Source organism: Kitasatospora sp. NPDC041988, from assembly GCF_055588525.1.
In genome coordinates, this window is the sequence record NZ_JBVJCO010000084.1 from 1 (window position 1) to 13,925 (window position 13,925).

General features: G+C 71.0%; 13 protein-coding genes. 9 read left to right on the top strand and 4 right to left on the bottom strand.

Annotated elements, in window-relative coordinates; translation table 11 throughout:
- Positions 1-117: 117 nt before the first annotated feature.
- The 8 genes from mshD to pstB all read left to right on the top strand — a co-directional run bounded on the left by mshD (position 118) and on the right by pstB (position 9,827).
- Positions 118-1,146 carry a mycothiol synthase gene (gene mshD, locus ACZ6NC_RS40980; RefSeq protein ID WP_465738992.1) on the top strand — a complete coding sequence of 343 codons (1,029 nt, stop codon included), beginning with the start codon at positions 118-120 and terminating at the stop codon, positions 1,144-1,146.
- Positions 1,147-1,435: 289 nt separating this feature from the next.
- Complete coding sequence (locus ACZ6NC_RS40985; protein ID WP_465739002.1) at positions 1,436-3,613, top strand: RNA degradosome polyphosphate kinase; 2,178 nt, start codon at positions 1,436-1,438, stop codon at positions 3,611-3,613.
- Between the two features lie 184 nt (positions 3,614-3,797).
- Positions 3,798-4,883, top strand: coding sequence for a CHAD domain-containing protein (locus ACZ6NC_RS40990; RefSeq protein ID WP_465738993.1), 1,086 nt, complete (start codon positions 3,798-3,800; stop codon positions 4,881-4,883).
- 52 nt (positions 4,884-4,935) lie between these two features.
- Complete coding sequence (locus ACZ6NC_RS40995) at positions 4,936-5,421, top strand: NUDIX hydrolase (RefSeq protein ID WP_465739003.1); 486 nt, start codon at positions 4,936-4,938, stop codon at positions 5,419-5,421.
- A 227-nt stretch (positions 5,422-5,648) separates the two neighbouring features.
- A complete protein-coding gene (gene pstS / locus ACZ6NC_RS41000; protein ID WP_465738994.1) occupies positions 5,649-6,782 on the top strand; it encodes a phosphate ABC transporter substrate-binding protein PstS in 1,134 nt (377 codons plus the stop codon).
- 145 nt (positions 6,783-6,927) lie between these two features.
- Entirely contained in the window at positions 6,928-7,908 is a 981-nt protein-coding gene (gene pstC, locus ACZ6NC_RS41005; RefSeq protein WP_465738995.1) for a phosphate ABC transporter permease subunit PstC, read from the top strand.
- Positions 7,905-8,981 (top strand): phosphate ABC transporter permease PstA, encoded by a 1,077-nt coding sequence (gene pstA, locus ACZ6NC_RS41010; RefSeq protein WP_465738996.1) that lies wholly within the window; start codon positions 7,905-7,907, stop codon positions 8,979-8,981. Before pstC ends, pstA begins: the two co-directional genes overlap by 4 nt.
- Positions 8,982-9,050: 69 nt before the next feature.
- Positions 9,051-9,827, top strand: a complete 777-nt coding sequence (gene pstB / locus ACZ6NC_RS41015; RefSeq protein ID WP_465738997.1) for a phosphate ABC transporter ATP-binding protein PstB — start codon at positions 9,051-9,053, stop codon at positions 9,825-9,827.
- A 122-nt stretch (positions 9,828-9,949) separates the two neighbouring features.
- Here pstB and ACZ6NC_RS41020 read toward each other — a convergent pair whose 3' ends face one another.
- Together ACZ6NC_RS41020 and ACZ6NC_RS41025 are read right to left on the bottom strand one after the other, a co-directional pair.
- Complete coding sequence (locus ACZ6NC_RS41020; protein WP_465738998.1) at positions 9,950-10,945, bottom strand: inorganic phosphate transporter; 996 nt, start codon at positions 10,943-10,945, stop codon at positions 9,950-9,952.
- A 5-nt stretch (positions 10,946-10,950) separates the two neighbouring features.
- On the bottom strand, positions 10,951-11,571 hold the full coding sequence (locus ACZ6NC_RS41025) for a DUF47 domain-containing protein (protein WP_329489086.1): 621 nt from the start codon (positions 11,569-11,571) through the stop codon (positions 10,951-10,953).
- Between the two features lie 384 nt (positions 11,572-11,955).
- Between ACZ6NC_RS41025 and ACZ6NC_RS41030 the strand changes: the two genes are divergently transcribed.
- Positions 11,956-12,351, top strand: a complete 396-nt coding sequence (locus ACZ6NC_RS41030) for a metal-sensitive transcriptional regulator (RefSeq protein WP_465738999.1) — start codon at positions 11,956-11,958, stop codon at positions 12,349-12,351.
- A 46-nt stretch (positions 12,352-12,397) separates the two neighbouring features.
- Here ACZ6NC_RS41030 and ACZ6NC_RS41035 read toward each other — a convergent pair whose 3' ends face one another.
- Positions 12,398-12,601 (bottom strand): hypothetical protein, encoded by a 204-nt coding sequence (locus ACZ6NC_RS41035; RefSeq protein WP_465739000.1) that lies wholly within the window; start codon positions 12,599-12,601, stop codon positions 12,398-12,400.
- 173 nt (positions 12,602-12,774) lie between these two features.
- A complete protein-coding gene (locus ACZ6NC_RS41040) occupies positions 12,775-13,683 on the bottom strand; it encodes an SCO4651 family lipoprotein (protein ID WP_465739001.1) in 909 nt (302 codons plus the stop codon).
- Between the last annotated feature and the right edge of the window lie 242 nt (positions 13,684-13,925).

Sequence of the window (13,925 nt, forward strand, 5' to 3'; positions counted from 1 at the left end):
ACTGCAGGGGGGACCCTGTGGGAGAGTAGGACGCCGCCGAACAATCATTCACAGAGAACCCCCGATCCATCACGGATCGGGGGTTCTTTGCGTTTCCGGTTGACGTATCGTCAGGGTATGGACGATCAGGACGCTCAGCAGGAACGGGTCTACAACGGAACTCCGGCGACCGGCGAGGGCGCCGTGGTCGCCCATGAGGTGCTGGCGCCGGAGTCGCGGGACGGCGCACTGCGCGTCCTGGCGGACGCTCAGGCGGTGGACGGCCGGGAGGCGGTCTCCGAGCAGGGGCGGCTCAGGTTGCGTTCCTCCGACTCGGCCCGCCCCGGGGTGGTCCACTTCGTCCAGCGCGAAGGTCATGAAGCCGAGGGTGTCTCCGGCTACGGCCAGCTCGAAGTCCCCCGGACCGGCGACGCCAACCCCTCTGCCGAGCTGGTGGTCGCTCCGGCCGCCCGCGGCCGTGGCTACGGCCGCCCCCTGGTGGACGCGGTGCTTGCCGAGGCACACCGCGCCGGCCGGGACCACGTCGACTTCTGGGTGCACGGCGGCCACCCGGCCGCCCGCCATCTGGCCGAGCGGTACGGCGCCGAGCTGGTCCGCGAGCTGCGGCAGATGCGCCGGACCGGGTCGCAGACCGAGGAGGTCGCCCTTCCGGACGGTGTCGAGCTGCGAACCTTCCGTCCGGGTGCCGACGCCGCCGAGTGGCTGCGGCTGAACGCGTTGGCCTTCGCCCACCATCCGGAGCAGGGCTCCTGGACCGAGCGGGACCTCGCGGACCGGCTGGCCGAGCCCTGGTTCGACCCGGCGGGCTTCTTCCTCGCCACCCGTGACGGCAAGGTCGTGGGCTTCCACTGGACCAAGGTGCACCCGGCGACGGCCACCGAGCCGGCGCTGGGCGAGGTGTACGTGGTCGGGGTGGACCCGGCGGAGCAGGGCAGCGGCCTCGGCAGGGCGCTGACCGCGGCCGGTCTGCGGCACCTGACCGGCGGCGGTCCGGGCGAGCGGGGGCTGGCAACCGTACTTCTCTACGTCGACGCCGACAATCCGGCCGCCGTGCGGGTATATGAACGACTGGGGTTCACCATTCACGAGGTGGACCTGATGTACCGCGCCGAGTACCGCACGCACCAGGGGCGGAGCGGGGCATAGCGGAGAGCCGGGGCCGTAGGCAACGGGCCGGTCGTACAACACCGGCCCGGCCCCGGCCCCGACCGACTCAGCTTTCCTCCTGGCCATGCGGTGTTTACCGTGGATTCAATTGCTGCCGCGAAGATCACAGGATGAAGTCCGCAGTGTCTCGCTCGTGCAGCGTCGGCGACGCCTGCCGGCCGGTCTCGTGTTGACCGCGCCGGGCGGGTGGGCGTTGGCGCTGGGCGAGAACGAGGGCCCGCAGAGCCTGTCGCGTCCGGACGCCGTCCTGCTGGAGGAGCTGGAGCCCATGAGCATCCCCCGCCCCGTCTCTGCCCCGCTGTCGCCGCCGGCCAGAATGTCCAGCGCCCTGGGGATACCGCCGGAGCTGCCGGCCTCGGACGAGCAGGACCTGGACGAGCTGCCCCAGGGCCGCTTCCTGGACCGCGAGCGCAGCTGGCTCGCGTTCAACGAGCGCGTCCTGGAGCTGGCCGAGGACCCGGCGATCCCGCTGCTGGAGCGGGCCAAGTTCCTGGCGATCTTCGCGAGCAACCTGGACGAGTTCTTCATGGTCCGGGTGGCCGGGCTGAAACGCCGGATCGCCACCGGAGTGGCCCAACGCAGCGCCTCGGGCCTTCAGCCGCGCGAGGTCCTGGACCTGATCTGGACCCGTTCGCGCGAGCTCATGGCCCGCCATGCCGCCGCCTTCCAGCAGGAGGTCCTGCCGGACCTCGCCGCCGAGGGCATCGAGCTGGTCCGCTGGCCGGAGCTGGCCGAGAAGGAGCAGGCCCGCCTGCACACCCTGTTCCGGCAGAAGATCTTCCCGGTGCTCACCCCACTGGCGGTGGACCCGGCGCACCCCTTCCCGTACATATCGGGGCTCTCCCTCAACCTCGCCGTGGTCGTGCGCAACCCGGTCTCGGGCCACAAGCACTTCGCCCGGGTGAAGGTGCCGCAGTCCCTGGCCCGCTTCCTGGAGGCGTCGCCACAGCGGTACGTTCCGCTGGAGGACGTGATGGGGGCGCACCTGGAGGAGCTCTTCCCGGGCATGGAGGTGCTGGCGCACCACGCGTTCCGGGTGACCCGCAACGAGGATCTCGAGGTGGAGGAGGACGACACCGAGAACATCCTCAAGGCCCTGGAGAAGGAGCTGATGCGGCGGCGCTTCGGCCCGCCGGTGCGGCTGGAGGTCGAGGAGTCGATCGACCCCTACATCCTGGACCTGCTGGTGCGGGAGCTGAACATCACCGAGGCGGAGGTCTTCCCGCTGCCCGGTCCGCTCGACCTGACCGGCCTGTTCGGCATCGCCGACCTGGACCGTCCGGAGCTGAAGTACCCGAAGTTCGTGGCCGGTACGGCCCGTGGGCTGACCGACGTGGAGTCGGCCTCGCAGCCGGACATCTTCGCCGCGATGCGTGAGCGGGACGTGCTGCTGCACCACCCGTACGACAGCTTCTCCACCTCGGTGCAGGCCTTCCTGGAGCAGGCCGCGGGCGACCCGGACGTGCTGGCGATCAAGCAGACGCTGTACCGGACGTCCGGTGACTCGCCGATCGTGGATGCGCTGATCGACGCGGCCGAGTCCGGCAAGCAGGTGCTCGTCCTGGTCGAGATCAAGGCGCGCTTCGACGAGCAGGCCAACATCAAGTGGGCCCGCAAGCTGGAGGAGTCCGGCTGCCACGTCGTCTACGGCCTCGTGGGGCTGAAGACCCACTGCAAGCTGTCGCTGGTGGTCCGCCAGGAGGGTGACACCCTTCGGCGCTACTCGCACGTGGGCACCGGCAACTACCACCCGAAGACGGCCCGGCTGTACGAGGACATCGGGCTGCTGACCTCGGACCCGCAGGTCGGCGCGGACCTCTCGGACCTCTTCAACCGGCTCTCCGGCTACTCGCGCCGCGAGTCGTACCGCCGCCTGCTGACCGCGCCGCGCGGGCTGCGGGACGGCCTGATCTCGCGGATCCACAACGAGATCGCCCACCACCGGGCGGGCCGTCCGGCGTACGTGAAGCTCAAGGTCAACTCGATCGTCGACGAGGCCGTGATCGACGCGCTCTACCGGGCCTCCCGGGCCGGCGTGCCGGTGGACGTCTGGGTGCGCGGGATCTGCGCGATCCGCCCCGGGGTGCCGGGGCTGAGCGAGAACATCCGGGTCCGCAGCATCCTCGGGCGCTTCCTGGAGCACTCGCGGATCTTCGTGTTCGGCAACAACGGCGATCCGGAGGTGTGGATCGGCAGCGCCGACATGATGCACCGCAACCTGGACCGCCGGATCGAGGCGCTGCTGCGGATCACCGACCCGGCGCACCGGGCCGAGCTGTCCGGGCTGATCGACCTCGGGGTGTCGGACGAGACGGAGTCGTGGCACCTGGGGGCGGACGGGGCGTGGACGCGCCACGCCCAGGACGCCGAGGGGAAGTCGCTGCGGCACGTCCAGGACCTGCTCATCGACTCGCGCCAGCGCCGCCGGGCCGCCGCGGCCCGGTGACCGGGCGCCGCTGCCACGGCGCCCGGCCACGACCACCGACGTGAGCCACCGAGGCCGAAGCCGGCCAGGACGGCGGTCACTGACGCGAGCCACTGATGCGAGCCGCTGAGCGGTCGGGACCCGCCGCAGCGGTCGGCCACCAGCCCCGGGGGACGGCCCCGGGGGAACGGGGATCTACCTAGTCATGACCGATGCGCCGATGACGGCCCAGGCGGCCTCCACCGCGACCGCCGGGGACATCCTCTCCAGCCATCTCACCGCCCAGGCCGGCGTGTTCCTGCGCGCGCTGCCGCAGGCGGTGGGCGAGGTCGGCGCCAGACCGGGGGCGGCCGTCGCCCCGTCCGCCGGCACGGCCGACCTGCTGCGGGCGGTGCGGCGGATCGGCGGGCTGCTGCACACCTTCGGCGGTACGTTCGAGCAGACCTGGGCGCAGGAGTCGCGCACCGAGTTGCGCTGGCTGCTCAACCTGCTGGCGCTGGAGCCGGGGTACGTCCGCCGGTCGGCCCGGCTGCTGGGCGCGCTGGACGCGCTGAGCGGCAGCGAGGCGGACGGCCCGGGGATGCTCGCCGGCCACGCCGGGGTGCCGAAGGCGCGGGCGCTCCTCGACCGCCAGCTGACCCTGGCCCGGACCAGGGCGCACACGTCGGTGCTCCAGGAGCTGCGTTCGGCGCGGCTGCACGCGCTGGCGGACCGGATGACGCTGCTGGTCGCCGATGCGCCGCTGCTGGACGCGGCGGGCGGCCGGGCCGGAGCCGTGCTGCTGCCGCAGGCCGCGGCGGCGTGCACCGCGCTGGCCGCGAGTGCCCAGCAGCTGCCGTTGCGGCGGGCTGCCACCCCGTACGGCGGGGACGGGCTGCGGCGGCTCGGCGCGGTGCCTCCGGCCCGGGGCGCGGTGGACGCGGACACGGCGCTGGCGGCGGACGACGCTCCGTGGCACCGGGTGCGGATCCTGGCGAAGCGGGCCCGGTACGCACTGGAGGTGTGCGGACGGCCGGCCGTCGAGCTGGACGAGCTGGACGAGGTGCTGGGCCGGCACCAGGAGGCGTCGGACGCCGCGGTCACCGCGGCCACCGCGGCACGAACGCCGAGGATCACACCCGCGACGGCGTACGTGCTCGGAGTGGTGCATGCTGATCAGCGACTGGAGGTGGAGGCGGCGCGGTACGCCTTCGGCCGCCGGTGGCCCGAGCTCCCGCCTGGCCTGGACGGCCGGCTGGAGATTCCCCCGGCCGAGGGCTGGGGGTCCGACCCCGCACCCCGGATGGCATGAGTTGCGCAACCGCCTGAGCACCGAGCAGGCCGATGGTCCCTCCACGAGCAGCATCCCGGGCGCCGGGCGGTCGCCGGTCGTCCTGGCGGCGGGCGCGGTGCTCTGGCTGCCGGGGCGGCCGAAGAAGAGCGGCCGGCTGGGGCGGCCGCGGATCGCGGTGATCCACCGGCCCAAGTACGACGACTGGAGCCTGCCCAAGGGCAAGCTCGACCCGGGCGAGGGCGTGGTCGAGGCGGCGCTGCGCGAGGTGCACGAGGAGACCGGGTTCAGCTGTGTGCTGGGGGAGGAGCTGCCTGCCCAGCACTATCTGGCGCAGGGGCGGCCGAAGGAGGTCCGGTACTGGGCGGCGGTGCCGTCCGCCGGGGCCTTCCGGCCGAGCCGCGAGGTGGACCGGCTGGAGTGGCTGCCGGCCGGGAAGGCGCGGGCGCGGCTCACGCACGACCGGGACCGGGTGCTGGTGGACGCGTTGCTGGAGCTGCTGGGCGCCCGTCCGGTGGTCGGGGCCGGCTCCGCGCGGGTGAAGGAACGGTGGAAGTGATCTCCCCGCGCCCTTGCCGTGACGCAACCGTTACTACCTGGCGTAGTTTCCTGCCATCCGTTCGAGGTTCACTCCCCGTTCACTTCCGACCGGCTGACGTGTCACTTACCCGGCCTAACTTCGGGGTTACCGGAGGGCCGAACGGGCCCCGGACCACAGCAAAACCCGCGCTCCGCCGTGTTCGCACGGCCCGCGCGCCGGGCAATGCCACAGAAAGGGACACCCCTGTGAAGCTCCAGCGGAACGGCCGCTCCAAGGCCCTCGCCATCGGTGCCATGGCGCTCGTCAGCTCGCTGTCGCTCGCCGCCTGCGGTTCGGACGAGAACAACAACACCAACGCGGGCAGCGGTTCCAGCGGGTCCGCCGCGTCCTCGATCAACTGTGGCAGCAAGCCCGCCGCCCTGCTGTCCGCCGGTTCCACCGCGCAGGGCACCGCGATCGACGTCCTGAAGACCAACTTCGGCGCGGCCTGCAAGGACTCCTCCGTCAACTACGGCGGCGGCGGATCGGGCGCGGGTGTCCAGCAGTTCAACCAGGGCAAGATCCAGTTCGCGGGCTCCGACTCGGCGCTGAAGCCGGCCGAGGTCGAGGACAGCAAGAAGGTCTGCACCGGCGGCCAGGGCATCAACCTGCCGCTCGTCGCGGGCCTGGTCTCGATCGTCTACAACGTGGACGGCGTCGACAACCTGGTCCTGGACGGCCCGGCCATCGCCAAGATCTTCGACTCGCAGATCACCAAGTGGAACGACCCGGCGATCGCCGCGCTGAACCCGGGCGCCAAGCTGCCGGACGCCGACATCCAGGCCATCCACCGCACGGACGACTCGGGCACCACCGAGAACCTGACCAAGTACTTCGCCAAGGTCTCGGGCGGCGTCTGGGCCTACCCGCCGGCCAAGGCGTGGGCGGGCAAGGGCGGCCAGGGCGCCAACGGCTCCGCCGGTGTCGCGGCCCAGGTGAAGCAGGTCAAGAACTCGATCAGCTACGCCGAGCTGTCGTACGCCCAGACCAACAACCTGAAGAGCGCCGCGATCAACACCGGCGCCTCCAAGCCGGTCGAGGCCACCGCCGCCAACGCCGCCACCACCTTCGCCAAGGCGAAGATCGCCGGCACCGGCAGCGACCTCGCGCTGACCCTCGACTACGCGACCAAGGACGAGGGCTCCTACCCGCTGGTCCTGGTCACCTACGAGATCGTCTGCGACAAGGGCAACAAGGCCGAGACCCTCGACGCCCTGAAGGCCTTCCTCTCCTACGGCATCAGCGACGCAGGCCAGAAGGCGATCGGCGAGAAGGGCTACGTGCCGCTCCCCAAGGAGCTGACCGACAAGGTCAACGCCGTCATCCCGACGCTGGCCTGACCCAGTAGGACCTCCGGTGGAGCGGCCCCGTGGACGAGGGGGGCCGGGGCCGCTCCACCGGAAGCAGTGACCGAGAAGCACGTCCGGGGCACCGCCGCCAGGGTGCCGCCCCCTCGGGGCAGCACCACCAGACCGGAGTAGACCAATGACTTCATCCTCCCCTGCCGCGCCGCGAGGCAGGGAACGCCGCAAGCGCGACAGCCGCCTCGGCGACAAGATCTTCATGAATGCCGCGCGAGGCTCGGGCATCCTGCTGCTGGTGGTCATGGCCGCCATCGCGGGGTTCCTGACCTGGCGCTCCGGCATCGCCCTCGGCAAGAACGAGGGCAACTTCCTCACCACCTTCGAGTGGACGCCGGACGCCCCGAAGCCCGTCTTCGGCATCGCCGTCCTCGCGTTCGGCACCATCGTCAGCGCGATCATCGCCATGGTGATCGCCGTGCCGGTGGCCATCGGGATCGCGCTGTTCATCTCGCACTACGCGCCGCGCCGGATCGCCCAGCCGTTCGCCTACCTGGTGGACCTGCTGGCGGCCGTGCCCAGCATCATCTACGGCCTCTGGGGCGCGCTCTTCCTGGTGCCGCACCTGTACGGGCTGACCAGCTGGCTGGACGAGTACCTCGGCTGGACGTACATCTTCGACCAGTCCCGGACCGGCACCGTGCCGCGCACCCTGTTCACCGTCGGCATCCTGCTGGCCATCATGATCCTGCCGATCATCACCGCGGTCAGCCGTGAGGTCTTCCGGCAGGCCCCGCGGATGCACGAGGAGGCGGCACTCGCGCTCGGCGCGACCCGCTGGGAGATGATCCTCACCGCGGTGCTGCCGTTCGGCCGCCCGGGCATCATCTCCGCCTCGATGCTCGGCCTCGGCCGTGCGCTCGGCGAGACCATCGCGGTCGCGGTGGTGCTCTCCTCCAACAACGTCCTCTCGCTGCACCTGCTGGACCCGGGCGGCGGCACCTTCGCGCAGAACATCGCGCTGAAGTTCAGCGAGGCCCAGCCCTTCGGCCGGGACGCGCTGATGGCCTCCGGCCTCGTCCTGTTCGTGATCACCCTGCTGGTGAACGGTGCCGCGCGGCTGATCGTCGCCCGCCGCAAGGAGTACTCGGGGGCCAACGCATGAGCGCCGCTACGACATCGGTTCCGGCGGACGCCCGCCCGGTCGGCCACCCGCTGACCGCGAACCGGCTGCCCAAGTGGGCCCCGGCCGCCGTCGCCGCCGGCTCGATCGCCCTCGGCTGCGCGATCGGCGTGCTCGGCGGCCTGGAGAGCCACCTGCAGTGGGGCCTGATCTCCGCGCTGCTGTTCCTGGCGATCAGCTACGGGCTCGCGGCCCGGGTCGAGGGCCGCCGCCAGGCCAAGGACCGGTTCGCCACCTCGGTGGTCTGGGTCGCCTTCATCCTGGCCGTGGTCCCGCTGGCCGCGCTGACCGTCTACACCGTCCAGCAGGGTGCCGGGGTGGTCGACGGCTACTTCCTGACCCACTCCATGAAGGGCGTCCTGTCCGCGGGCCCCGGCGGTGGTATCTACCACGCGCTGATCGGTACCCTGGAGCAGGTCCTGCTGGCCACCGCGATGGCCGCGCCGATCGGTCTGCTGACCGCCGTCTACCTGGTCGAGTACGGCCGCGGCAAGCTCGCCAAGGCGGTCACCTTCTTCGTCGACGTCATGACGGGTGTCCCGTCGATCGTCGCCGGTCTGTTCATCCTCTCCCTGTGGAACATCGCCCTCGGCTTCAACTACTCCGGCTTCTCGGGCGCCCTCGCACTGGCGATCCTGATGATGCCGGTGGTGGTCCGCTCCACCGAGGAGATGCTGAAGCTGGTCCCGAACGAGCTGCGCGAGGCCTCGTACGCGCTCGGTGTGCCGAAGTGGAAGACCATCCTGCGGATCGTCCTCCCCACCGCGATCGGCGGTATCACCACCGGTCTGATGCTCGCTGTCGCGCGCATCACGGGCGAGACCGCCCCGGTGCTGATGCTGGTGTTCGGTGCCGACTACATCAACGAGAACCCGTTCGACGGGCCGCAGCAGTCGCTGCCGATGTACATCTGGCAGCAGTACGCCATGGTGAACAACGACTACGGCTACGCCCGCGCCTGGGGTGCCGCACTGGTGCTGATCGCCTTCGTGATGGGGCTCAACCTCATCGCCCGGGGCATCGCGCGCTGGCGCTCGCCCAAGGGCGGACACTGAGCCTCCGACTGACGTACGAACCAGAATTCATCAGCGGCCCCTGCCGCGGGCGAGAGAAGACGAAAGATCATGGCCAAGCGCATCGACGTCAGCGGACTGTCCGCCTTCTACGGCACCACCAAGGCCATCGAGGACATCTCGATGAGCATCGAACCCCGCTCGGTGACGGCCTTCATCGGCCCCTCCGGCTGTGGGAAGTCCACCTTCCTGCGCACCCTCAACCGGATGCACGAGGTGATCCCCGGCGCCCGGGTCGAGGGCAAGGTGCTCCTGGACGACGAGAACCTCTACGGCTCCTCGGTCGACCCGGTCGCCGTCCGCCGCTCGGTCGGCATGGTCTTCCAGCGTCCGAACCCCTTCCCGACCATGTCGATCTACGACAACGTGGTCGCCGGGCTGAAGCTCGCGGGTGTGCGCAAGAAGTCCGTCCTGGACGGCGTGGTGGAGAAGTCCCTCAAGGGCGCCAACCTCTGGAACGAGGTCAAGGACCGGCTGAACAAGCCGGGCGCCGGCCTCTCCGGCGGCCAGCAGCAGCGTCTCTGCATCGCCCGCGCCATCGCGGTCGAGCCGCAGGTCCTGCTGATGGACGAGCCCTGCTCCGCACTCGACCCGATCTCCACCCTCGCCATCGAGGACCTGATCGGCGAGCTGAAGTCCCAGTTCACCATCGTGATCGTCACGCACAACATGCAGCAGGCGGCCCGCGTCAGCGACCGCACCGCCTTCTTCAACCTGGCCGGGGTCGGCCAGCCGGGCAAGCTGATCGAGCTGGACGACACCCAGCGGATCTTCTCCAACCCGTCCGTGCAGGCGACGGAGGACTACATCTCGGGCCGCTTCGGTTAAGAAGCCCCCGACTCACAGACTGCTTCGCGGTGCTGCATGGCGGTGCCGCCGCGAAGTATGAAGAAGGGCCCGCCCCCGAGATGTGGGGGCGGGCCCTGTCAGTTCCACGGGCGTCCGGAGCCTCAGCCCCAGAACAGGTGGACGAACCAGTACACCAGCGCTGCGACGATGGCGGCCGCCGGCATCGTGATGAACCAGCCGAGCACGATGTTCTTCGCCACGCCCCAGCGCACCGCGCGGATCCGCTTGGTGGCGCCGACGCCCATGATCGCCGAGGTGATCACGTGGGTGGTGGAGATCGGCGCCTTGAAGACGAACGACGTGATGTACATGACGGTCGAGGCGGTGGCCTCGGCCGCGAAGCCCTGCGGCGGGTCCAGCTCGATGATCTTGCGCCCGAGGGTCCGCATGATCCGCCAGCCACCCGCGTAGGTGCCCAGCGAGAGCATCGTGGCGCAGGAGATCTTCACCCAGACCGGGATGGCGTCGGTGGTCTGGTGACCCGAGATGGTGAGCGCCATGACCACGATGCCCATGGTCTTCTGGGCGTCCTGCAGGCCGTGCGCGAGAGCCATGGCGGCCGCCGAGGCGGTCTGGGCGACCCGGAAGTTGCGCTTGGCGCGGTGCGGGTTGGCCCGCCGGAAGATCCAGAGGATCGCCAGCATCACCAGGAAGCCGCCGATCAGGCCGACGATCGGCGAGACGATCATCGGAATGACGATCTTGTCGAGAACGCCGCTCCAGATCACCTCGGTGCCGCCGGCCAGCGCTGCGCCCACCATGCCGCCGAACAGTGCGTGCGAGGAGGAGGACGGGAGGCCGAAGTACCAGGTGACCAGGTTCCAGGCGATCGCACCCACCAGCGCGGCGAAGAGGATCGCCATGCCCTGGTTGCCGGTCGGGGTCTCGATGATGCCGCTGGAGACGGTGTGCGCCACGCCGCTGCCGAGGAAGGCGCCGGCCAGGTTCATCACGGCGGCCATCGCGAGCGCGGCCCGCGGGGTCAACGCCCGGGTGGAGACCGAGGTGGCGATGGCGTTCGCCGAGTCGTGGAAGCCGTTGGTATAGGTGAAGAAGAACGCCACGCCGAGGACGGCGATGAGTGCAGCCATGTCCACGAGGGTCAGGACTCCTTGACGGCGATGGTCTCCACCGTGTTGGCGACGTGCTCGAAAGCGTCCGCCGCCTCCTCAAGGACGTCCACGACCTGCTTGAGCTTGAGCACCTCGATGGCGTCGTACTGGCCGGAGAACAGGTGGGCGAGCAGCTTGCGGTGGATCTGGTCGGCCTGGTTCTCCAGCCGGTTGACCTCGATCCAGTACTCGGTGAGGTTGGACATGGTGCGCAGGTTCGGCATCGCCTCGGCGGTGAGCTCGGCGGCGCGGGCCAGGACCTCGATCTGCTGCTCGATCCCCTTGGGCAGGGTCTGGATGTCGTAGAGGACGACCAGGTCGACGGCCTCCTCCATGAAGTCCATGATGTCGTCCAGCGACGAGGCGAGGCTGTAGATGTCCTCGCGGTCGAAGGGCGTGATGAAGGACGAGTTCAGCTGGTGGAAGACGGCATGGGTGGTGTCGTCCCCGGCGTGCTCGGCGGCGCGCATGCGCTCGACGATCTCCGCGCGGGCCGACACGTCTGATCCCAGCAGTTCCAGCAGGAGCTTCGACCCGACGACGAGGTTCTCCGCGGCCGCGGCGAACATGTCGTAGAAGCTCGTCTCCTTCGGGGTCAGGCTAAAACGCACGGAAATCTCCGATGTGCGGGGTAGGGACTGAACGATGCTAGGTGCAACCAAGCGCAATTGCGCAAACGGGGTGGTGGGGGAGGAGCCGGAACCTCCCCTTCCGATTGGCTGCCGCAACAGCGGACCCGGCCCGCACGGCCATGTGCGGACGTGAGCCCCCAGTCTGACGGAACCTCGCCCGGATTGCCCCCGCCGTGCGCGCGGAAGACGGCGGTGTCGGCCCGGACGGGGGAACCCCTCCCGGCACCCCTCCGGAGCCGCCCGGACACCGCCCCGGTTCGCTCCGGGCCTGCGGACTTGCGCCGGAGGAACACCGGGACCGGCCCCGGTGTTGGACACTGGAGGCCGACGCAGCCACCGAGGCACTCAGACGAAGGCGGGCCGATGACCACGACGGAAGCGCGCACCCAGCCGGACCACGCGCCCGGGACCGGGCCGGACGGCGACCGGCCCGTGCCGGCCGCCGCGGAGGCGGCCGACCACCACGCCGGGCACGGACCGCACGGGTACAGCGCGCAGAAGGACGCCCACCTCAAGCGACTGCGCCGGATCGAGGGCCAGATCCGCGGCCTCCAGCGGATGGTCGACGAGGACGTCTACTGCATCGACGTGCTCACCCAGGTCTCGGCCAGCACCAAGGCCCTGCAGTCCTTCGCGCTCTCGCTGCTGGAGGAACACCTGCGGCACTGCGTCGCCGCGGCCGCCGAGGAGGGCGGCACCGAGCTGGACGCCAAGGTCGCGGAGGCCACCGCCGCGATCGCCCGGCTGCTGCGTAGCTGACACCCCGGGCAGCGGACGCCCCGGGCGCGCTCCGCTCCGCCCACCCTCAGTCCTGGCCCTCCGCTTCCGGCGGCCCGTCGGCGGACACCCCGCCGTCGGGCCGGTCCAGCAGCACCTCGTCGATCCGCTCGGTCGGCAGCCGGTCGTCGTTGCTGGCCGTGGCGGCGATCATCAGCTCACCGGCCAGGTCGATCTCGTCGAGGGCCGCGTCGTCGTGGCCGCCGCTGCGGCCGCCCGTGGACGACACCACCTGCACCACCCCTTCAGTGCCTCGCCAGCCCGGGCGGCAGCCACCCGACATCCAGCCTAGGCACTTCGGAGCCCGCCCACATGGCACGGACGGGCCATCTCGGCGCCGCCGAAACGGGTGGGCCCGACCGCTCCGGGCGGCCCACCGACGCCGGCGGCGCCCCCTGCGCACCGCTACTTCGGGCTCTCCGTGGGCTTCATCGCGTAGATGTCGGAGGCCGGCGGCTCGGCCGCCTCCACCGCTTTGCCGAAGTCAGCCAGCGAGGTGGTCGACGTCACCTTCACCTGGTCCTTCGCCTCCTTGGAACCGGCCACCCCGGCGAAGGTGAACACCTCGACCACCTTGTGCAGCCGGCCCTGCTCGTCCAGCCATGCGTCGTAAGGGATCTCCTTGACCGTGAAGGTCTGCGCCGCCATCCGCAGGCCGTCCCCGCCCCGGCCGCCGGTGGCCTCGGCCGCCTTGGCGAGGTCCAGGGTGCCGCGGTAGTGCTTCAGCGCCACCCCGCCGACCGTCTCGGAGCCGACCAGGTCCGCCTTCTGCGCCCCGCGCAGCGCGCCGGTGGCGGAGGCCGGGTCGGTGGCGCCGCTGGAGACCAGGTTGCCGTCCGGCAACTGGCGCACGTCCAGCTTGACCCACTTGCCCTCGGGTACCTTGGCGCCGCTGTTCTGCAGATAGACGGTGCCCGGCAGGACCACCTCGACGATCTTCCCGGTGGTCGCCGCGCCGGGCGGCACCGTCACCTCCAACCGCCCGATCCGCTTCACGTAGTCGTAGCCGCCGGTGCCGGTGAAGACGGCCTTCTTGTCGGCGGACTCGGTGACCAGCTCGGTGGTGGTGTGCGCGGAGCCCGTCCGGCCGGTGATGTCGGCGGTGTTGCGGACGGCCGTCACCGGGTCGGCGGAGAGCTGGTCGGGGGCGGCCGCCTTCCGGTCGGCGGAGCCGTCGGAGGCCCCGGAGCCGCCCGAGCAGCCGGCCAGCCCGGCCAGGGCGGCGGCGAGGGCGACGGCTCCGGCCGCCGACCGCAGGTGTGGCAGCGGGCGGCCGTGCCGCCGGCCGCTGCGCTGCACGCCGGTCATCTTCATCTCGCGTCAACCCCCTCGGGCCCGACTGCCCCGCCGGCCACCACCACCGGGTGGGCAGAGCTCTTGCCGGGCAAACGAGTTGAGGCCCGGGGGGTTACGCGGAACCCGGCGCGCGGCAGGCGTCGCGGGGGGGGGGGGGGGGGGGGTGGCGGGGGGGGGGGGCACAGCGGGCTGGGGGGTGCCCCCGGGGACACCCCCATGGCCCAGGACCATGTTTCTGGCCGCCAACATAGGTTTTTTTT

Coding starts and splice junctions, on each gene's coding strand:
- ACZ6NC_RS41040 (WP_465739001.1), bottom strand. CDS start 13,683: ATGAAGATGACCGGCGTGCAGCGCAGCGGCCGGCGGCACGGCCGCCCG.
- pstA (WP_465738996.1), top strand. CDS start 7,905: ATGAGCGCCGCTACGACATCGGTTCCGGCGGACGCCCGCCCGGTCGGC.
- pstC (WP_465738995.1), top strand. CDS start 6,928: ATGACTTCATCCTCCCCTGCCGCGCCGCGAGGCAGGGAACGCCGCAAG.
- mshD (WP_465738992.1), top strand. CDS start 118: ATGGACGATCAGGACGCTCAGCAGGAACGGGTCTACAACGGAACTCCG.
- ACZ6NC_RS41030 (WP_465738999.1), top strand. CDS start 11,956: ATGACCACGACGGAAGCGCGCACCCAGCCGGACCACGCGCCCGGGACC.
- ACZ6NC_RS40990 (WP_465738993.1), top strand. CDS start 3,798: ATGACCGATGCGCCGATGACGGCCCAGGCGGCCTCCACCGCGACCGCC.
- pstB (WP_465738997.1), top strand. CDS start 9,051: ATGGCCAAGCGCATCGACGTCAGCGGACTGTCCGCCTTCTACGGCACC.
- ACZ6NC_RS40985 (WP_465739002.1), top strand. CDS start 1,436: ATGAGCATCCCCCGCCCCGTCTCTGCCCCGCTGTCGCCGCCGGCCAGA.